17 protein-coding genes and 2 pseudogenes are annotated in these 19,859 nt (G+C 74.1%); 10 read left to right on the top strand and 9 right to left on the bottom strand.

Annotation, left to right across the window (positions count from 1 at the left end):
* Positions 1–25: 25 nt before the first annotated feature.
* Positions 26–397, top strand: coding sequence for a metalloregulator ArsR/SmtB family transcription factor (locus ABZ854_RS02595; protein ID WP_361203040.1), 372 nt, complete (start codon positions 26–28; stop codon positions 395–397).
* Positions 398–451: 54 nt separating this feature from the next.
* On the opposite strand, the gene ABZ854_RS02600 is transcribed toward ABZ854_RS02595, so the two are convergent.
* Together ABZ854_RS02600 and ABZ854_RS02605 are read right to left on the bottom strand one after the other, a co-directional pair.
* On the bottom strand, positions 452–2,095 hold the full coding sequence (locus ABZ854_RS02600) for an APC family permease (protein ID WP_361203042.1): 1,644 nt from the start codon (positions 2,093–2,095) through the stop codon (positions 452–454).
* 203 nt (positions 2,096–2,298) lie between these two features.
* Complete coding sequence (locus tag ABZ854_RS02605; RefSeq protein ID WP_361203045.1) at positions 2,299–2,706, bottom strand: CoA-binding protein; 408 nt, start codon at positions 2,704–2,706, stop codon at positions 2,299–2,301.
* A 143-nt stretch (positions 2,707–2,849) separates the two neighbouring features.
* On the opposite strand from ABZ854_RS02605, the gene ABZ854_RS02610 reads away from it, so the two are divergent.
* The 5 genes from ABZ854_RS02610 (at position 2,850) to ABZ854_RS02630 (ending at position 9,143) form a co-directional block, all read left to right on the top strand.
* Entirely contained in the window at positions 2,850–3,662 is an 813-nt protein-coding gene (locus ABZ854_RS02610; RefSeq protein WP_361203048.1) for a hypothetical protein, read from the top strand.
* Positions 3,659–4,201, top strand: coding sequence for a histidine phosphatase family protein (locus tag ABZ854_RS02615; protein ID WP_361203051.1), 543 nt, complete (start codon positions 3,659–3,661; stop codon positions 4,199–4,201). The genes ABZ854_RS02610 and ABZ854_RS02615 overlap by 4 nt, the downstream gene beginning before the upstream one ends.
* Before the next feature lie 52 nt (positions 4,202–4,253).
* Positions 4,254–4,880 carry a YigZ family protein gene (locus tag ABZ854_RS02620; RefSeq protein ID WP_361203054.1) on the top strand — a complete coding sequence of 209 codons (627 nt, stop codon included), beginning with the start codon at positions 4,254–4,256 and terminating at the stop codon, positions 4,878–4,880.
* 118 nt (positions 4,881–4,998) lie between these two features.
* Positions 4,999–6,162, top strand: a complete 1,164-nt coding sequence (locus ABZ854_RS02625) for an exonuclease SbcCD subunit D (RefSeq protein ID WP_361203057.1) — start codon at positions 4,999–5,001, stop codon at positions 6,160–6,162.
* The gene (locus tag ABZ854_RS02630; protein ID WP_361203060.1) at positions 6,159–9,143 is read left to right on the top strand and encodes an SMC family ATPase; all 2,985 of its coding nucleotides are present in this window, start codon (positions 6,159–6,161) and stop codon (positions 9,141–9,143) included. Before ABZ854_RS02625 ends, ABZ854_RS02630 begins: the two co-directional genes overlap by 4 nt.
* 45 nt (positions 9,144–9,188) lie before the next feature.
* On the opposite strand, the pseudogene ABZ854_RS02635 reads toward ABZ854_RS02630, so the two are convergent.
* Positions 9,189–9,632 (bottom strand): annotated as a pseudogene (locus ABZ854_RS02635) (Lrp/AsnC family transcriptional regulator); the annotation flags it as partial.
* Positions 9,633–9,725: 93 nt separating this feature from the next.
* Here ABZ854_RS02635 and ABZ854_RS02640 point away from each other — a divergent pair.
* Together ABZ854_RS02640 and ABZ854_RS02645 are read left to right on the top strand one after the other, a co-directional pair.
* Positions 9,726–10,202 (top strand): rhodanese-like domain-containing protein, encoded by a 477-nt coding sequence (locus ABZ854_RS02640; protein ID WP_361203063.1) that lies wholly within the window; start codon positions 9,726–9,728, stop codon positions 10,200–10,202.
* A 71-nt stretch (positions 10,203–10,273) separates the two neighbouring features.
* Positions 10,274–10,789, top strand: coding sequence for an immunity 21 family protein (locus ABZ854_RS02645; RefSeq protein ID WP_361203066.1), 516 nt, complete (start codon positions 10,274–10,276; stop codon positions 10,787–10,789).
* A gap of 24 nt (positions 10,790–10,813) precedes the next feature.
* On the opposite strand, the gene ABZ854_RS02650 is transcribed toward ABZ854_RS02645, so the two are convergent.
* Together ABZ854_RS02650 and ABZ854_RS02655 are read right to left on the bottom strand one after the other, a co-directional pair.
* On the bottom strand, positions 10,814–12,505 hold the full coding sequence (locus ABZ854_RS02650) for a DUF885 domain-containing protein (RefSeq protein ID WP_361203069.1): 1,692 nt from the start codon (positions 12,503–12,505) through the stop codon (positions 10,814–10,816).
* Between the two features lie 33 nt (positions 12,506–12,538).
* Positions 12,539–13,042, bottom strand: a complete 504-nt coding sequence (locus ABZ854_RS02655) for an Lrp/AsnC family transcriptional regulator (protein ID WP_361203072.1) — start codon at positions 13,040–13,042, stop codon at positions 12,539–12,541.
* Between the two features lie 60 nt (positions 13,043–13,102).
* Between ABZ854_RS02655 and ABZ854_RS02660 the strand changes: the two genes are divergently transcribed.
* Entirely contained in the window at positions 13,103–14,302 is a 1,200-nt protein-coding gene (locus ABZ854_RS02660; RefSeq protein ID WP_361203075.1) for a PLP-dependent aspartate aminotransferase family protein, read from the top strand.
* A gap of 83 nt (positions 14,303–14,385) precedes the next feature.
* Here ABZ854_RS02660 and ABZ854_RS02665 read toward each other — a convergent pair whose 3' ends face one another.
* Positions 14,386–15,660 (bottom strand): GNAT family N-acetyltransferase, encoded by a 1,275-nt coding sequence (locus ABZ854_RS02665; protein WP_361203078.1) that lies wholly within the window; start codon positions 15,658–15,660, stop codon positions 14,386–14,388.
* A gap of 233 nt (positions 15,661–15,893) precedes the next feature.
* On the bottom strand, positions 15,894–17,324 hold the full coding sequence (locus ABZ854_RS02670) for a PLP-dependent aminotransferase family protein (RefSeq protein WP_361203081.1): 1,431 nt from the start codon (positions 17,322–17,324) through the stop codon (positions 15,894–15,896).
* Positions 17,325–17,371: 47 nt separating this feature from the next.
* Here ABZ854_RS02670 and ABZ854_RS02675 point away from each other — a divergent pair.
* A pseudogene (locus ABZ854_RS02675) lies at positions 17,372–18,205 on the top strand (DMT family transporter); the annotation flags it as partial.
* Between the two features lie 39 nt (positions 18,206–18,244).
* Here the strand turns inward: ABZ854_RS02675 and ABZ854_RS02680 are convergent.
* Positions 18,245–19,075 carry an alpha/beta fold hydrolase gene (locus ABZ854_RS02680; protein WP_361203083.1) on the bottom strand — a complete coding sequence of 277 codons (831 nt, stop codon included), beginning with the start codon at positions 19,073–19,075 and terminating at the stop codon, positions 18,245–18,247.
* 106 nt (positions 19,076–19,181) lie between these two features.
* Positions 19,182–19,835: an NAD(P)-binding domain-containing protein gene (locus ABZ854_RS02685; RefSeq protein ID WP_361203085.1), complete on the bottom strand. Its 654-nt coding sequence runs from the start codon at positions 19,833–19,835 to the stop codon at positions 19,182–19,184.
* Between the last annotated feature and the right edge of the window lie 24 nt (positions 19,836–19,859).

A 19,859-nucleotide genomic window follows, 5' to 3' on the forward strand; every position in this document is an offset into this window, starting at 1 on the left:
GCGTCCATCGAGCCATTATGTGCGTATGAGCGCACGCATGCACCTGTCACCTGCGCATCATGCGCACCCGCGCACACCCGGCGCGGAACACTTCACGCTCGCGGCGGAACTCCTGGCGCTGCTCGGCGACCGCACCCGCCTCAGCCTGATGCACGCCCTGACCGCGGGCGAGGCCGACGTCAGCACGCTCACCGGGGCCTGCGGCGCGGCCCGGCCCGCCGTCAGCCAGCATCTCGCCCGGCTGCGCCTGGCCGGCCTGGTGACGACCCGCAAGGAGGGCCGCCGCGTGGTGTACGCCCTCACCGACGGTCATCTGCGTCGCCTGGTAAACGAGGCGCTGAACGCCGCTGACCACCGGCTCACCGAGCGGGTCGGCGGCAAAGACACCTCCTCATGACGGTGTCCCGCCGGCCAGGAGCGGCCGACGGGACACCGTCATGAGGAGCGAGGGTCAGTGCGCCGGGGCGTCCGTGACCACGACCTCCTCGATGTCACGCTGGATCTGCTCGGTCTTGGAGGCGGTGGCCTTGGCCCAGTAGTAGATGCCGATCGAGAAGGCCGCGACGACCGCGATGTCCCACCACAGGCCGATGTGGCCCTGGCCGCCGAAGCCGCCCTGCCAGGAGATCACGCCGATGCCCACCAGGTACGCGGGCAGCCACTGCGCGGCCTTGAAGTCCAGCCGGGGCGCGTCGGGCAGGCCCTTGCGGATGGCGTACCAGGCGTACGAGCCGAGCAGCACGTAGCCGAGCAGGATCGCGAAGCCGAGCCGCCACAGCGTGTCCCAGCCGGCCCAGTAGATGATCAGGTTGGCGACCACGAAGGACACCGGCGAGACGATCTTGCCGCCGGGCAGTCGGTACGGGCGCTCGTGACCCGGCAGCCGGTCGGAGAAGACACCGTACGCCAGCGGGGCGCCCGCGTACATCAGGACGCTCGCCGAGGTGATGAAGCTGACCAGTTCCTGCCAGCTGGGGAACGGCAGGAAGCAGATCACACCGGTGACGAACGAGATGATCAGACCGAACCACGGCACACCGCGGGAGTCCGTCTTGGCGAAGAGCTTCGGCGCGTAGCCGTTCTTGGCCAGGCCGAAGGAGACGCGGGAGGTGGCGGTGGTGTAGATCAGGCCGGTGCCGCCGGGGGAGATGATCGCGTCGAGGTACAGCACGAAGCCCAGCCAGCCGAGGCCCACCACGGTGGCGAGGCCCGCCCAGGGGCCGCTGATGCCGGCGTAGGCGAGCTTGGCCCAGCCGTGCGCGAACGAGGCGTGCGGCAGCGCGAGGATGAACACGACCTGGAGCAGGATGTAGATCACGGCGCCGATCGCGACCGAGCCGAGGGTCGCACGCGGCAGGTCCCGCTTGGGGTTGCGGCTCTCACCGGCCAGCTGGATCGCCTGTTCGAAGCCCAGCAGCGCGAAGATGATGCCGCTGGAGCTGATCGCGCCGAGCACACCCTTGGCGCCGAACGGGGCGAAGCCCTCGGAGGTGAAGTTGCCCGGGTGGAAGTTGCCGATCGCGATGATGAAGATCGCCGCGAGCGGGACGGCGATCTTCCACCAGGTGGCGGCGCTGTTGGTGTGCGCCAGGGCGCGGACACCGAAGAAGTTGACGGCGACGAAGATCGCCATCAGGACGACGGCGACGGTGAAACCGCTGGTGCTCAGGGTGCCGTCGGCGTGCTGCAGGCCTTCGGCCCACTGCCAGTGCTTCGCGTAACCGATCATGGCCTCGACCTCGATCGGTGCCACGGTCGCGGCCTGGAGCCAGGAGAACCAGCCGAACGACATGCCGGCCAGGCCGCCGAACGCGTAGTGCGGGTAGCGGGCGGTACCGCCGGCGACCGGGAACATGCCGCCGAGTTCGGCGTGCACGAGTGCCAGCAGCACGATGGCCACCGCGCCGATCACCCACGAGATGATCGCCGCGGGGCCGGCCACCACGACCGCCTTCTCGGCGCCGAAGAGCCAGCCGGACCCGATGATGGAGCCCACCGAGGCCCACATCAGACCGATCAGCCCGACGTCACGGCGCAGGCCGCCGCCGGGTTCCTTCGTGGCTACAGGCGCTGCTGCATGGTCGACATTCACCATGTACGAGTGGCCTCTCAGATCGTAAACACAGGATTAACGAGCAAGGACGCCACAGGCTAGGGAGACTTTCCCCGATACCAAAAGACTGTTTCCGAAAACTTGACCCAGGATCTTGCGTGTCTTGGGGGCGGTCTTCGCACAGGTCAGGGATCGAACCGAATGTCAATATTCAGCGGTGAATTGTGAGAAGAAGGTGAGACAGGCTATCCCAGGAGGGGAATTTCGATCGCCGGGCAGCGGTCCATCACCATGTCCAGACCAGCTGCCCGGGTCCGCTCCTGGGCGGCCTCGTCGACGACGCCGAGCTGGAACCACACCGCCTTCGCGCCCTTCGCCACGGCCTCGTCGGCGACCGCGCCGGCCAGCTCGCTGTTGACGAAGACGTCGACGACGTCCACCGCGAAGGGGATGTCCGCCAGGGAGGCGTAGCCCCGCTCGCCGTGCACCGTCTCCGCCTTCGGGTGCACCGGCACGACCCGCTTGCCGTACCGCTGGAGCACCCGGGCCACCCCGTAGGCCGCCCGCCGCTGGTTCGAGGACAGGCCGACCACCGCCCAGGTGTCGCCCAGCTCGGTCAGGATCCTGCGGATGGTCGCTTCGTCGCCGTACACGGCCGCCTCCTCAGGCTGCGGGGAACTGTCGTCGGGGCAACAGCGCCCCCGGGGCACTGATTCCCGCCACGGCGGCCCGGCACGGTGCCCGGAATCGGCGCGAGGTGCCCGCATCCGGCGGCTCGCGCGCCTACGCTCGCACTGTGCTGCGCATCCTCGACGCCCGAACCGGTGAGCCCGCCCCCGCCGCCCCCGCACGCCGGGGCCTGACCCGCGTCGAGGCGTACGTCCCCGGCCTCGACCTCACCGCCCTGCGCGTGCTGCTCACCGCGGACGTGCTGGTACGCGCCCTGGAACTCGGCGGCACCCCCGTCTGGGCCACCCTCACCGCCCCCCACCACCTCGCCGAGCTGCGCACAGCCGCCACGACCCTCGGCATCCGCCCCTTCGAAGACGCCCACGACCCGGCCCCGACCCTGGGCGATGCCCAGGTGGTCCAGGTGAGGGCGAAGGCTGCGGGGGAGAGCGCGGGGGAGGGGGAGCCGGAGGGGACGCCGCCCGCGCGCGGAACCGGCTCGGTGCTGGCGGTGGCGGCGGCTGCCTGGGAGGAGGGGCCGACCCGTCCCGCCCCCGTTCCCGGGCCGGACCCGGTCGCCGCGCTCGGCGGTCTCCTCGCCGACCCCGCGGCGCTTCGGCTGGCTCTCCTCTCTGTGCCCCGGACGAGCCCGGTGCGCCTCGACGGGGAAGCCCTTCGGCAGGCGGGGGAGACGCTCGCGCGGTGGCGGGGGGCGGTGGCCGGATGGGCGCGGGAGCCCTCACGGCCGGTGCCCGACGAGGTGCGGGGGCGGTTGCGGGACGCCTGGGAGGACGATCTGGACCTGCCCGCGGTGCTCGCGGTCCTGCGGGACGTGGAGACCGCGTCCGGCCTGCCCGGCGGCGCCCGCTTCGAGACGTACGCGTACGCCGAACGACTCGTGGCCCTCGATCTCCTGAGCGGTCTCGGGAGCCCCGCATGATCGCGCGCGCGGGCGCGGGACCGCTGCGGCACCTGGTCGTGCTGCGGCACGCGAAGTCGGCGTGGCCCGAGGGCGTCGCCGATCACCGGCGCCCGCTGGCGCCGCGCGGGCTGCGGGACGCCCCGGCCGCCGGACGTGCCCTCGCGGAGGCCGACCGGCTTCCCGACCTCGCCGTCTGCTCCACCGCCGTACGCGCGCGGGAGACCTGGGAACTCGCCTCCGCCGAGTGGGGCACCCCGCCCCCGGTGCGCCACGACCGCCGGCTGTACGCGGCCACCGTGGCGGACCTGCTGGAGGTCGTGCACGAGACGCCCTCAGAGGTGGAGACGCTGCTGCTCGTCGGGCACAACCCCGGCCTCGCGGAGCTGGTCCTGGAGCTGGCCGGGGACGGGCTCGACGACACGCTCGACCAGGTGCGCTCGAAGTTCCCGACCGCCGCCATCGCCGAACTCGCCTGGCGCGGCACCGGCTGGCCGGCCCTCGCCCCGCGCACCGCCCTGCTGACGTCGGTCACCGTGCCGCGCGGCAAGAAGAAGTAGGACGCTCTCACCGCGGCCCGGGCGCCGCTCCGGCACCGCATAGGGTGGCGGGATGCAGGACGCGTACCGCACAGTCGCCCGCGCGGGCGTGCACGAGACCGAGGTCAACCGCTCCCGCTTCCTGTGCGCCCTCGCCCCGGCCGCCACCGAGCAGGAGGCGCAGGACTTCATCGCCTCCGTCCGCAAGGAGCACACCGACGCCACCCACAACTGCTGGGCGTACGTCATCGGCGCCGACGCGCGCGTGCAGAAGGCGAGCGACGACGGAGAACCGGGCGGCACCGCGGGCGTACCCATGCTGCAGATGCTGCTGCGCCGGGACATGCGCTACGTCGTCGCCGTCGTCACCCGCTATTACGGGGGCGTCAAGCTCGGCGCGGGTGGCCTCATCCGGGCCTACGGCGGAGCGGTCGGCGAGGCCCTGGACGCGCTCGGCAGCCTCACCCGCCGCCGGTTCCGGCTGGCCACGGTGACCGTCGACCACCAGCGCGCCGGCAAGGTGCAGAACGATCTGCGCGCCACCGGACGCGAGGTCCGGGACGTCCGCTACGGCGAGGCCGTCACCATCGAGATCGGCCTGCCGGACGCCGACGTGGATGCCTTCCGTGCCTGGCTGGCCGACGCGACGGCGGGCACGGCCACCCTCGAACTCGGCGGCGAGGCCTACGGAGACGCGTGACAGAAAGTACATTTCCAGGCAATTGCCTTGGTTGTCCCGATGTGTGACGGACCGATAACGGGCCGATACGGGAGTAACCGCCCGTGATGTCAGACCCGCCCGTTAGTCTTCGGGGATCATGAGGCTGCTGCACACTTCCGACTGGCATCTGGGCCGGGCGTTCCACCGCGTGAACATGCTCGACGCCCAGGCCGACTTCATCACCCACCTCGTCACGACCGTGCGCGAGCGCGAGGTGGACGCGGTGGTCGTGTCGGGAGACGTGTACGACCGCGCGGTGCCCCCGCTGGCCGCCGTCGAACTCTTCGACGACGCCCTGCACCGCCTCGCCGCCCTCGACGTACCCACGGTCATGATCTCCGGCAACCACGACTCGGCCCGCCGTCTCGGCGTCGGCGCCGGACTCATCGACCGCGCGGGCATCCACCTGCGCACCGAACCGTCCGCGGCGGGCACCCCGGTCGTGCTCCGGGACCCGCACGGGGACGTCGCGCTCTACGGACTGCCCTACCTCGAACCGGCCCTGGTGAAGGACGAGTTCGGGGTCGGCAAGGTCGGACACGAGAGCGTCCTCGGCGCCGCCATGGAGCGCGTCCGCGCCGACCTCGCCGCCCGCCCGCCGGGCACCCGCTCCGTCGTCCTCGCGCACGCCTTCGTCACCGGCGGCCGGCCCAGCGACAGCGAACGGGACATCACCGTCGGGGGCGTGGCCGCCGTCCCGGCCGGCGTCTTCGACGGCGTCGACTACGTGGCGCTCGGACATCTGCACGGCTGCCAGACCCTCACCGACCGCGTCCGGTACTCGGGCTCCCCGCTGGCCTACTCCTTCTCCGAGGCCGAGCACCGCAAGAGCATGTGGCTCGTCGACCTCGCCGCCGACGGCTCGGTCGACGCGGAGCGCCTCGACTGTCCCGTGCCCCGCCCGCTGGCCCGCATCCGCGGCACGCTGGACGACCTCCTCGCCGACCAGGAACTGACCCGCCACGAGGACGCCTGGATCGAGGCCACCCTCACCGACCCGGTGCGCCCGGCCGACCCCATGGCCCGCCTCGCCGAGCGGTTCCCGCACACCCTCAGCCTGGTCTTCGCCCCCGACCGCGCCCCCGAGGACCCCCAGGTGTCGTACGCCCGCCGGCTCGCCGGGCGCAGCGACCAGCAGATCGCCGAGGACTTCGTCGCCCATGTGCGCGGCGCGGGCCCGGACGAGCCGGAGGCGGCCGTGCTGCGCGACGCGTTCGACGCCGTCCGCGCCGACCACACCGTGCGGGAGGTGGCCCGGTGAGACTGCACCGGCTCGACATCACCGCCTTCGGGCCCTTCGGCGGGTCCCAGAGCGTCGACTTCGACGCCCTCTCCGCCGCCGGCCTGTTCCTGCTGCACGGCCCCACCGGAGCCGGCAAGACCTCCGTCCTGGACGCCGTGTGCTACGCGCTCTACGGCGCCGTCCCCGGCGCCCGTCAGAGCGGCCAGGGCCTCAACCTGCGCAGCGACCACGCGGCACCCGGCACCCGCACCGAGGTCCGCCTCGAACTGACCGTCGCCGGACGCCGCCTGGAGATCACCCGGCAGCCTCCCTGGGAACGCCGCAAGCTGCGCGGCACCGGCACCACCGTCGACAAGGCCCAGACCTGGCTGCGCGGCTACGACGCCACGGCCGGCGCCTGGCGGGACCTCAGCCGCTCCCACCAGGAGATCGGCGAGGAGATCACCCAACTGCTCGGCATGAGCCGCGAGCAGTTCTGCCAGGTCGTCCTGCTGCCCCAGGGCGACTTCGCCCGCTTCCTGCGCGCCGACGCCGAGGCCCGCGGCCGGCTGCTGGGCCGCCTCTTCGACACCCAGCGCTTCGCCGACGTCGAGAAGCGCCTCGCCGACCGCCGGCGCACGACCGAGGCCCGGGTCCGCGAGGGCGACACCACCCTTCTCGCCGACGCGCACCGCATGCAGCAGGAGGCGGGCGACGCCATGGACCTGCCCGGCCTCGCCCCCGGCGAACCGGGCCTGGCCGAAGCGGTCCTAGGCGCCGCCGCCGTCGCCCGCAGCACCACCCGCGAACGCCTCACCGTCGCCGAATGCCGCCTCACCGCCGCCGAGTCCGCACACGCCGCCGCCCGGCGCGCCCTCGGTGACGTACGCGAACTCGCCCGGCTCCAGGCCCGGTTCGCCGAGGCCCGGCAGCGCGCCGAGCGTCTCCAGGAGCGGGACGGCGAGCACCGCGCGGTACGGGACCGCATGGAGCGCGCCCGCAAGGCGGAGACCGTGGCACCCGCGCTGGAGCTGCGCGAGGCCGCCGCGGCCGAGCACCGCCGGGCCACCGACGCGGAGGCCCACGCGCGCGGGACACTGCCCGACCCGCATGCCGCCGCGGACGCGACCGGCCTCGCGGCCGCCGCCCGCCGGACCGCCGAGGAACTCGGCGGCCTGGAGTCGGCCCGCCGCGCCGAACAGCGGCTCGCCGCCCTCGCCGGGGAACGGACCGGACTCGACGACCAGGAGCGCGCCGACGAGGACGTCCTGTGCGAGGCCGACGCCTGGCTCGCCGACTGGGACCCCACCCGCACGGCCCTCCAGTCCCGTATCGAGGCCGCGCAGCAGGCCGCCACCCGCGCGGAACAGCTCGCCGAGCGGCGTGAGCCCGCCCGCCGCCGCCTCACCGCGGCCCGCACCCGGGACGAACTGGCCGCCGGCCTGGAGCAGGCCGGGCAGCGGGCCCTGGCCTCCGCGCAGCGCGCCGTGGACGCCCGCACCCACTGGCTCGACCTCAAGGAACAGCGCCTGAACGGCATCGCCGCCGAACTGGCCGCCCACCTCACCGACGGCGCACCCTGCGCCGTCTGCGGTGCCACCGAACACCCCGCGCCCGCCCGCAAGGTCGACGGGCACGTCGACCGCGAGACCGAGGAACGCGCCCTCGCCGCGGTCCAGCGGGCCGAGGAGCAGCGCACCGAGGACGAACGGCGGCTCGGCGGCGTCCGCGAGGCCCTGGCCGCCGCCACCGCCGAGGCCGGCGACGCCCCCACCGCGCGGCTCGCCGCCGAGGCCGACGAACTGGAGCGGGAGTTCACGCGAGCCCGCCGCGACGCCTCCGCCCTGCACGCCGCCCACGAGGAGCTGCGCCGGGCCGAGCAGGAGCGCGAGCGCCGCCTCACCGACCGCCAGCAGGCCGCCGTGCGGACGGCCGCCCGCCTCACCCGGCGCGAGACACTGGACCGCGAACAGGCCACGCTGGAGGAGGAGTTGACGCAGGCGCGCGGTGGTGCCGGCAGCGTGGCCGCCCGCGCCGCCCAACTGGAGCGGCGGGCGGCCCTGCTCACCGCCGCCGCCGACGCGACCCGCGCCGCCGAGGACGCCGCCCACCGGCTCAAGGACGCCGACGCCCGCCTCGCCGACGCCGCCTACCGGGCCGGCTTCGACACCCCCCGGACCGCGGCCGACGCCCTGCTGGACGCCGCCGCCCACCGCGAACTGCAGCACCGGCTGGACGCCCGGCAGGCGGAGGAGGCCGCCGTGCGGGCCGTGCTCGCCGAGCCCGGCACCGCGGCCGCGGCGGCACAGCCGCCCGCGGACCCGGCCTCCGCCGAGCAGGCCGCGGAGGGGGCGGAACAGCGGCTGCGCGAGGCCGTCTCCGCGCGCGACGCGGCGGCCCGCTGCCGCACCCAGCTCGACCGGCTCTCCGCCCGCGCCACCGACGGCGTACGACGGCTCGCCCCGCTCCGGCAGGAGTACGACCGGGTCGCCCGGCTGGCCGCGCTCACCGCGGGCACCTCCGCCGACAACGAGCGCCGGATGCGTCTGGAGTCGTACGTGCTCGCGGCCCGGCTGGAACAGGTCGCCGCCGCCGCGACCGTGCGCCTGCGGCGGATGTCCGCCGGCCGGTACACCCTCGTCCACTCCGACGACCGCAGCGGACGCGGGCGCAGCGGGCTCGGCCTGCACGTCGTCGACGCCTGGACCGGCCGCGAACGGGACACCGCCACCCTGTCCGGCGGCGAGACATTCTTCGCCTCCCTCGCCCTGGCCCTCGGCCTCGCGGACGTCGTCACCGACGAGGCCGGCGGCGTCCGGCTCGACACCCTCTTCATCGACGAGGGCTTCGGCAGCCTCGACGACGAGACCCTGGACGAGGTGCTGGACGTCCTGGACTCGCTGCGCGAACGCGACCGCAGCGTCGGCATCGTCAGCCACGTCGGTGACCTCCGCCGCCGGATCCACGCCCGGCTGGAAGTGGTCAAGGGCAGAACGGGCTCCTCACTGCGGCAGCGGTGAGCGGCCCGGGTCCGGCCGTCCCGGTTCCGCCCGTCCCGGCTCCGCCCGGTCCAGCGGGCGCCGGGGCAGGGGGGAGGAGTACACCACGCTCGTGGTGACCGAGCCCAGGGCGCCGATCCGGCCCGAGATCTCCTCCAGGTGGGGCATGGAACGGGCGGCGACCTTGATCACGAAGCAGTCGTCGCCGGTGACGTGGTGCGCCTCCAGGATCTCCGGAGTCGTCGCCACCAGGTCGTGGAACGGCTTGTAGTTGCCGTTCGGGTACCGCAGCCGCACGAACGCCAGGATCGGCAGCCCTAGGCGCTCCAGGTCGACGACCGCACCGTAGCCCTGGACGACCCCGGCCTCCTCCAGCCGCCGCACCCGCTCGGTGACCGCGCTGGCGGACATCGAGACCGCCCGGGCGAGGTCGGCGAAGCTCACACGGCCGTCGCGCTGCAGGACATCGAGGATGCGCCAGTCGGTGGCGTCCGGGGAATACGCGGTCATCCCGGATGGATAGCAGGGGAAACCCCGGCACATCAAGGGGAACGCCGTGGAACCTCACTTCAGCGCCCGAGGCCGCCGCCATAGATTTTCCGCATGACCACAACCACCTCCGTGAACTTCGTCCTGCGCGTCGCCCCCGCCGCCCCGGCCGAGGCCGCCGCGTACTTCCGCGCGAGCCTCGCCTTCCACGCCGACGTCTCCGACGTGGCGGCCGCCCTCGCCGCGGACGGCGACCCGGGCTTCGTCGTGGTGGACACCCGCTCCACCGACGCCTGGGACCAGGGCCACCTCCCCGGCGCCGTCCACCTGCCGACCGCGCTCATACCCGAACAGGCCGGCCGGCTCCTCGACCCCGCCGTGCCCGTGGTCACGTACTGCTGGGGCCCCGGCTGCAACGGCGCCACCCGCGCCGCCCTCGCGCTGGCCGAACTCGGCTACCGGGTCAAGGAGATGCTCGGCGGCTTCGAGTACTGGGCACGTGAGGGCTTCACGTACGAGACCTGGGAGGGCGCGCGGCGGCGCGACGCGGACCCGCTCACCGCCCCGGTCGACGGCGACTGCGGATGCTGAACTCACGTTACTCCGGGGCCGGTTGAGCAACAGGCCCATGGGAACGCCGCGTTCCGCGTAGGTTCGGGCCCATGGTGCGACACGCGGATCCAGGCGCGCAGGAATGGGTGGAATCGGGCGGCGGTCCGCTCATAGCTATCCCGGAGACCGTCCTGCCGTTCTGGGTGGGCGCCGACAGCGCAGAACCGGCCACGGACTACGACCGCGCCTGCGAGGTCGACGGATACGTGGGCCTGCTCCCCGTCGGCGACAGCGCGGCCCTCGTCTTCGGGGACGAGCCCGCAGCCACCACCTACCTGCCCGAGCGGGGCACCTTCGTGCGCTGGTGCGCCGCCGAATCCGAGGCCGAACTGCTCGCCGGTGTCCCCGCCGCCCTGGACACCGCCGTGTGGCAGCCCGAGGTCCGCTGGCAGGTGCCCGGACCGGTGCTGCTGTTCGACTCGGCCTGGCCGGGCGGGGCCGCCGACCGCACCGGACACCTGCGGGTGCCGCTGCGGCCGGGACCCTACGCCGTGCGCGCGGGCTACGCCCAGCCTGGTCCGGAGACCTGGGTGGGGCTGGTGCAGCTGAGGAAGCTGCCCGAGTGAGACCCGGCCGCGCGAACCCGCGGCTCAGAGCTGGGACAGCTCGTCCACCAGGTCGTCCAGGCCCAGCGAGCCCTGGGACAGGGCCGCCATGTGCCAGGCCTTCAGGTCGAACTCCTCGCCGTGCCGCTCACGGGCCTTCTCCCGGCCCAGCAGCCAGGCCCGCTCGCCGAGCTTGTAGCCGATCGCCTGACCCGGGATCGTCAGGTACCGGGTCAGCTCGCTCTCCACGAAGTCCGCGGGCCGGCTGCTGTGCGAGCCGAAGAACTCCTGCGCCAGCTCCGGCGTCCAGCACTCACCCGGGTGGAACGGCGAGTCCACCGGGATCTCCAGCTCCAGGTGCATGCCGATGTCGACGATCACCCGCGCCGCGCGCATCATCTGCGCGTCGAGGTACCCGAGCCGCTCCTCCGGCTCCGTGAGGTAGCCCAGCTCGTCCATCAGGCGCTCCGCGTACAGCGCCCAGCCCTCCGCGTTGGCGCTGACCCCGCCGATCGTGGCCTGGTAGCGCGACAGGTCCTGCGCGACGTGCGCCCACTGGGCGAGCTGCAGGTGGTGGCCGGGCACGCCCTCGTGGTACCAGGTCGACACCAGGTCGTACACCGGGAACCGGGTCTGCCCCATCGTCGGCAGCCAGGTGCGGCCGGGACGGGAGAAGTCCTCCGACGGGGCCGTGTAGTACGGGGCCGCCGCGCCGCCGGGCGGGGCGATGCACGACTCCACCCGCCGCACCCGCTCGGCCAGGTCGAAGTGCGTGCCGTCCAGGTCCGCGATGGCCCGGTCCATCAGGCCCTGCAGCCACTCCCGCACCTCGTCCACGCCCTCGATGTGCCGGCCGTGCTCGTCGAGGTGCGCGAGCGCCACCCAGGGCGTCTCGGCGCCGGGCAGGATCTTCTCCGCCTCCAGCCTCATCTCGCCGAGGATGCGGTGGAACTCCGACCAGCCGTACGCGTACGCCTCGTCCAGGTCCAGGTCGGTGCCGTTGAAGTAGCGCGAGAGGCGCGCATAGCGCTCACGGCCCACGGTGTCCGCCGAGCCCTCGATGGCCGGCGCGTACACGTCCCGCATCCAGTCCCGCAGCTCCACCACGGCGGCGGTGGCCGCGCGGGCCGCCTCGTCCAGCTCCGCGCGCAGCGTGTCCGGACCCGCCGACGCGAACTCCTCGAACCAGCCGCGGCCCTTGCCGTCGGTGCCCGCCCACTCGGTGAGCTGGTCCACGAACGTCGCGGTCGGCCGGGGCGCCGCGTACAGCTTGCGGTCCAGGCCGAGGGACAACGACTGCCGGTAGCCGGCGTAGGCGGCGGGCACCGCGCGCAGCCGCTCGGCGATCGCCGCCCAGTCCTCGTCCGTCTCCGTCGGCGTCACCGTGAAGATCTCCCGCACCATGTGGCCGGGTGTGTCCATGTTGCCGACCTTGCGCAGGTGCTCGTCGGCGTCGTGGACGGCCAGTTCGGCGGTGAGGCGCTCGCGCAGCAGCCGCCCGCAGCGGCGCTCCACGGCGCTGTCGGCGCCGGGCCGGAGCTCGGCCTCGTCGAGCCGGGCGAGCGTCGTCCGGGCCAGGTCCGCCAGGGCCTGCTGACCGGCGGGTGAGTAGTCGGGCAGCCTGGCCGAGCTCTCCCTCACGCCGAGATAGGTGCCGGTGACGGGGTCGAGGGCGATGAGTTCGTCGACGTAGGCATCGGCGACCTGACGGGGCAGCGGGCTCTGGATCTCAGACATGGCGCCCATCCTCGTACGGGGAGGATGGCTGCGTCACCCATGTATCCCTGATTCAGCTCTGGGCGTGGCCGGAGGCAGCATGGGCCCGCAGTCCCACTGCTGGAAGATCAGCCGGGTCTCCACCCGGGCCACTTCCTTGCGCGCGGTGAACTCGTCCAGGACCAGCCGCTGCAGATCGGCCATGTCCGCCACCGCCACGTGCACCAGGTAGTCGTCCGGCCCGGTCAGATGGAACACCGTCCGGGATTCCGGCAGCGCCCGGATCCGCTCCACGAACGGTCCCACCAGCTCCCTCCGGTGCGGCCGCACCTGCACCGACAGCAGCGCCTCCAGACCGCGCCCGAGCTTGGCCGGGTCCAGCCGCAGCTGGTGGCCCAGGATCACGCCCGAGCGGCGCAGCCGGGTCACCCGGTCCAGACAGGTCGACGGGGCGACGCCCACCTGCGTGGCCAGATCCCGGTAGGTGGCCCGGGCGTCGTTCTGCAACAGCCGCAGCAGGTGGAGGTCGACCGGATCCAGTACGACAGATTCAGCCATTTGCCGAACGTAGCACGGCGTTCGATTCCCGGGATCCGTTCGGTGTTCACCCTTCCGCCCATGGACTCACGCAGCTCCGGTGCCTACGACGACGTACGCACCGCATCGAGAGCACTGGCCACCGAGGCCGTGCACGCCGGCCGCGACGACCTCGCCGGCCAGGGCCTGCACGTTCCGCCGATCGATCTGTCCACGACCTACCCGTCGTACGACAGCCGGGCCGAGGCCGCCCGCATCGACGCGTTCGCCCTGGACGGCGCCGAGCCCGCCGGCCCGCCGGTGTACGGCCGGCTCGGCAATCCGACCGTGTCCCGCTTCGAGACCGCCCTCGCGCGGCTGGAGGGCACCGAGTCCGCCGTCGCGTTCGCCAGCGGCATGGCGGCGCTGAGCGCGGTACTGCTCGCCCGGTCCGCGATGGGCCTCAAGCACGTGGTCGCGGTACGGCCTTTGTACGGCTGCAGCGACCACATGCTGACCGCCGGACTCTTCGGCACCGAGGTCACCTGGACCGACCCGGCCGGCATCGGCGAGGCGCTGCGGCCCGACACCGGTCTGGTGATGGTGGAGTCCCCGGCCAACCCCACGCTCGGCGAACTCGACCTGCGGGCCGTCGCCCACGCCTGCGGCACGGTCCCGCTGCTCGCCGACAACACCTTCGCCACGCCGGTCCTCCAGCGGCCCGCCGAGCAGGGTGCCCGGCTGGTGCTGCACAGCGCGACCAAGTACCTAGGCGGGCACGGCGACGTGATGGCCGGCGTGGTGGCCTGCGACGAGGAGATGGCCGGCGCGCTGCGGAAGATACGTTTCGCCACGGGTGGTGTCCTGCATCCGCTGGCCGGATATCTGCTGCTGCGCGGCCTGTCCACGCTGCCCGTCCGGGTGCGGGCGGCCTCCGCGAACGCCGCCGAGCTGGTCCGGCGGCTCGCCGCCGACCCGCGCGTGGAGCGGGTGCACTACCCCCGGATCGGGGGCGCGATGATCGCTTTCGAGGTGCACGGGGATCCGCACGAGGTCATCTCCGGTGTCCGGCTGATCACCCCGGCCGTGAGCCTGGGCAGCGTCGACTCCCTCATCCAGCACCCGGCCTCCATCAGCCACCGCATCATCGGCCCCGACGGCCGCGAGGACGCCGGGGTCGGCGACCGGCTGCTGCGGCTGTCGGTCGGCCTGGAGGACGTCGAGGACCTGTGGGCGGACCTGGACAACGCGCTGGGGGAGCGGGCCATCACGCCTGTGCCCCTCGGCGAGGCCGTGCGGTGACCTCCGCCGGGACGGCCCGGTGGTGATCTCCGCCGGGCCGTCCCGCCTGCCGTCCCGCGTTCCCGCTTCCTGGCCTGGGGACTTCAGTCGTGGCGCGCCGGTTCGCCCGGTCGGCCGCTGGTGGTGCCGTACGGCGGACGGGACGCGACCGGGGTGGCGTCCAGGCGGGCCGTGATGACCAGGGTGCCCTCCTCGATCTGGTAGTCCAGGGGCAGTCCGAGGCCGCGCATCGCCGCGACCATGCCCGTGTTGGAGGCCCGCGTGACGGCGTACACGTTCTCGCAGCCGGCCTGCACGGCCAGGGCCACCAGCCGTCCGAGCAGTTGGGCGCCGATACCCCGCCGCTGCCAGTCGTCCTCGACGAGCAGCGCCACCTCCGTCTCGTCGCCGTCCCACAGCAGGTGCCCGAGCCCCACGATGCGGCCCGAGGTGGTCTGCGCGGCCAGGGTCCGCCCGAAGCGGGGGCTGAGCAGGTGGGTCAGGTAGCGGTCCGCGTCGGGGACCGGGCCGTGGTAGCGGAGGCGGAGCGTGTCGGGCGAGCACCGGTCGTGCATCGCGCGGGCCGCCGGCAGGTCACCGGTGTCCACGCGGCGCACGGTGATGTCGTTGCCCTCGGGCAGCGTCAGCACGTCCTTGCCGCGCGGGATCCGCGGACCCAGCCGGCTGTCCAGCTCCACCAGGGCCCGGGCCCGCGCGAACTCCGTCGGTGTGAACGGCAGATACGGCCGCTCCACGGTGAGCACGCCGCCACCCGGCGCCCGCAACCGGATGACGGTGTCCTCCAGCACCCCCTCGGCCGGCAGCGGTTCGGGCGTGGGGCCGACGCCGGCCGGGCCGGCCGGTACCGACCGGATGGTGCACCGGCCCAGCAACTGCCTGAGCGACAGCGGAAGTTCCGCGGTGTCCAGTGCGGTGCGCGCGGCCAGCCCGAGCACCCGGGTCGGGGCGTCCACCAGGTCGTGGGCGTCGGCCCGCTCGATCCAGGTGGACGTGCCCCCGGCCTCGGACACCGCCTCGCTGATCCCGGCCGCCGTCACCGTGTCCGGCGCCCGGAGCAGGAACTCGTCGACCGTCCCGTCGGCCAGCGGATGCGTCTGCAGACTCAGGATGTCGGCCCGGTGCCCGGCCAGGGCGCCGCACAGCGCGGCCAGCGAGCCCGGTTCGTCCCTGACGGTCGTCCGCATCCGCCAGAGCGTGCCGGCCCCGGCCGCGTCCGGCCGGGGCCCGGTATCGTCCGCAGGCGGCGCGTGCCCGTGCCGCCGTTCCCGCCAGGCGGCGGCGAGCCGGACGAGGGTCCGGCGCCGGCGGCCTGCGGTGCGTCCGTGCTGCTGGGATCCGTGGGGCGTGTCTGCGGTCATGCCACCACTGTGAAGGAACGGTGTTGCGTGATCACGAACGATGTGTGACCGATGGGTAAAGGATGCTTACGCCCATTTCGTTCGTCTTTCTACGGTCTCTCGCCGGCCCCTTGGCCGACCGGCTCCAGGACCGGGCCGCGCGCCGGGGGATGACGCCGGTGCGCGGCCCGGCGCTCCGAGGGTACGGGAGGCCGGCCGGGCCGCGGCCCCGGAACCGCCGAAGTGATGACCGGTCAGCCGTCGAGTGCCTCGGCCATCAGTCGCACGCCCGTCCGGATCCGGGTCGGCGTCAGATGCGCGTACCCGAGCACCAGCCGGACCCCGGGCCCGTCGGTCGGGGTGTGCGCGCAGTCGCCCAGGGCGCGCACGGCCACACCGGCGTCCGCCATCCGTTTCACGAAGGCTGCCTCGGGGCCGTGGCGGCCGGGGAGTTCGGCGATGGCGTGCAGACCGGCCGCGATGCCGGAGACCCGAGCTTCCGGAAAGTGCTCGGAGAGGGCGGCGACCAGGGTGTCGCGCCGCTCGCGGTAGGCCCGCTGGCACCGGCGCAGCTGCCGGTCGTAGTCGCCGCGTTCCAGGAACCGCGCGAACAGCGCCTGGTCGAGGGAGGGGTTGCCGAGGTCCATGGCCCGCTTGAGCGCGACGACCTCCTCGGTCAGGAAACCGGGCACCAGGAGCCAGCCCAGTCGCAGCCCGGGGGCCAGGGACTTGCTGACCGAGCCGGTGTAGGCGACCCGCTCCGGATCGAGGCCCTGCAAGGCGCCGACCGGGGCACGGTCGTAGCGGAAGTCGCCGTCGTAGTCGTCCTCCAGCAGCAGGCCGTCCACCGACCGCGCCCACGACAGCAGTTCGGTGCGGCGCCGCGCCGAGTAGGCGATGCCGGTGGGGTACTGGTGGGCGGGCGTCGTCACCACCGCCCGTACCCCGGAGGCCACCAGGGGGCCGGGGGCCAGGCCGTCCGCGTCCAGGGGCAGCGGTACGGTGCGCATCCCGGCCGCCGCGTACAGGGCGCCGTGCTGCGGGCTGCCCGGGTCCTCGACGCCGACCGCGCGCATCCCGCGCGCGTGCAGCGCCCAGCCCAGCAGGGTGGTCGCCTGGGTCACGCCGGAGACGACCACGATCCGCTCCGGATCGGCGACCACGCCACGGCGGCGGGCGAGCAGTTCGGCCAGGGCGGTGCGCAGCCGGGGCAGCCCGCGCGGGTCCGGGTAGCCGAGGTCGTGGTGCGGCAGGTCCGCGAGCACCGCACGCTGCGCGGCGCCCCACGCGGCCCGCGGGAACAGCGACAGGTCCGGCGTACCCGGGACAAAGTCCGCGCGGCCGCCCCCGGGGCGCGGGGCGAGGTCGTGCGCCACGGGCCGGGCCGCCCGGACGGCGTCGCCCACCCAGGTCCCCGCGCCCCGCCCGCTGCGCAGATATCCCTCGGCCGTGAGCTGTTCGTACGCCTCCGTGACGAGGCCCCGCGAGACACCGAGGTCGGCCGCCAGGTCCCGGCTCGACGGCATGCGGGTGCCGGACGTGAGCCGGCCCGAGCGGATCGCTTCGCGCAGCGCCGCCTGCAGAGCACGCCCGCGCGCGCGTGCCGGCGCCGACGCGGCCGGCAGCAGCAGCTCCCACGCGGCGGAGCCGGTGAGGCCGCCCGGATTGGTCCCCGATGACGTCATGGAACTGGACCTTAATCCGGGCCGCCACGCTCCCTAGCGTCGCCGTCATGACCGACACCACCCGAGGATCCGTCCTCGCCGCCCTGGCCTGCGTGCTCGTCGGCGGCTCCTTCACCGCCAACAGCGTCCTCGGCGACTACCCGTACGCGGGCGGCCAGTTCCTGCGCTACGCCCTCGCCTGTCTCCTGCTCGTCCCGTTCGCCCGTCGTGGCGCGGGACGGCGGCTGCGCGCGCTCGGCCCGCGCGGCTGGGCCCGCCTCGCCCTGCTGGCCGCCGTCGGCATGGTCGGCTTCAACCTGGCCGTCATCGCGGCCGAACGCGGTGCCGAACCCGCGGTGCCGGGTGTCTTCGTCGGCTGCGCACCGGTCGTGGTGGCCGTCCTCGTGCCGCTCCTCGACGGCCGCCGCCCGCGCCGGGCGGTCCTGTACGGCGCGCTGCTCGTCGCCGCCGGCGCGTTCACCGTGCAGGGGTGGGGGCGCGCCGACGCCGCCGGAATCGCGTTCTCCGCGTGCGCGCTGGCCGGTGAGGTGGGCTTCGCGGTCCTCGCGGTCCCGGTGCTGCGGCCGCTCGGACCGCGGCTGCTGTCGGCGACGGTGTGCGGGGTCGCCGCCGTCGAGGCCGCGGCGGCGGGCTGCCTCCTCGACGGCACCGCCCGGCTGCGCCGCCCCGACGCCACCGAGACCGCCGCGCTGCTGTGGCAGGCGGCGATCGTGACGGTCGTCGGCTTCGTGTGCTGGTACATGGGGATGCAGCGGATCGGCGCGGAGCGGGCCACGCTGTTCTCCGGGCTCATCCCCGTGGCGGCCGCCTGCACCGCCCCGCTCGTCGGCACCGGTTCCTACGGGCCCGTCCAGGCCGCCGGGAGCGCCCTGGTGGGCGCCGGGGTCGCGCTCGGTTCGGGTGCGCTCGGCCGGCGCCGGTCAGCGGCTGCCGTCGAGGATCACGCGGGCGACCAGGGCCGGGTCGTCGTTCATCGGGCAGTGCCCGCAGCCGGGCAGCCGCACCAGCCGGGCGCGGGGGATGATCCGCTTGGCGCGGATGCCCTGGCGGCGCACCAGCAGCATGTCCCGGCTGCCCCAGCCGACCGTGACCGGCACGTGCGGCAGGTCGTCGGTGAACCGGACGGTGCGGCCCGCCCGCAGAGTCGCCTCGAAGCCGGAGGCCTGCGCGAGCGCGAACGTCTCGGCGACCACCGCCTCGGGTGACCGGCGGCCCGGGCGGGCGTAGATCGTGCTGGTCAGTGCCGTACGGCCGGCCGCGGTGCGGGACAGCCGCTCCACCAGCGCGGGCGGCAGCCGCCGGGCGGTGCCCCGCATCGCGCGGAGCACGGAGAAGGCGTAGCGCCGCTCGGCCTGCGACCAGAATCCGGCCGGGGAGAGGGCCGTGACGGACCGTACGAGCTTCTCGCGGCCCAGTTCCAGGGCCAGCAGGCCGCCCAGCGAGTTGCCGGCCACGTGCGGGCGGTCCAGCTCCAGTGCCGTGAAGAGGGCGGCGAGCACGGCGTTGGTCGTCGGCAGGTCGTAGGCGAGACCGTCGGGCAGGGCGGGGGAGGCGCCGAAACCGGGCAGGTCCACGGCGATCACCTCGCGCTCGGCCGCGAGGATGTCCACCACCGGGTCCCAGACCTGCCGGTGGTGGCCGATGCCGTGCAGCAGGACCAGTGGCTCCCCGTGCCCCACGCGCGCGTAGGAGACGGTCACGTCCCGCGGACCGTGCGGGGTGGGGACCTCGAAGGAGGCGGTGGCGGACATCGGGGTGCTCCTCGGCTGGGCTGCTGACGGAATCCGTAGACAGCTTGTCAGCAACTACTACCGACGGGTAGCCCCCGGAGGCCGCGCATGTGCCGCCGCGCGGTCCTCAACGTGCTCGGCGCACCTCGAAGTTGAAATCGGCGTGGCCGAGCTTCTGGAACAGGGTCATCCACAGTGGCAGCACCATCTCCATGGCCCGCGCCGCCCGGATCCCGCCGAGGTCCAGGACCCGCTCGGCCGGCCAGCCCAGCTCGCCCAGCATCGCCGTCACCTTCGCCTTGGCGGCGGCGTCGTCCCCGCACACGAACAGGTTGTGCTCGCCCGGCACCCGCCGCGGGTCCACCATCACCTGGCAGTTGACGGTGTTCAGGGTCTTCACCACGCGCGCGTGCGGGAACGTGCGCTGGATGCTCTCGGCCACGCTGTCCGACTCCACCGGGTCCAGCCGCAGCAACCCGCCCTCGAACGCCAGCGGATTGGACAGATCCACGACGATCTTCCCGTCCAGGTGCTCCGCGCGCGCCGCCTCCAGGGCCGTGAGCGCCACCCGGCCGCTCACCGCGACGACCACCACCTCGGCCGCCCGGGCGGCCTCCGAGAACGTCCCCGCGCGGGCCCGCCGCCCCGCGGCCGTCGCCCACTCCAGGACCACCGGGTTGTCGTTCGTCCGGGACCCGAGTGTCACCTCGTGCCCCAGCTCCACCAGTCTGCCGCCCAGCGTGCGGCCCACCTCGCCCGTGCCCAGCACCGCGTACCGCATCGGCCACCCTTCGCACCGGCCGCC

Origin of the sequence: Streptomyces sp. NPDC047028, from assembly GCF_040644095.1 — a bacterium.
GTDB lineage: Bacteria > Actinomycetota > Actinomycetes > Streptomycetales > Streptomycetaceae > Streptomyces.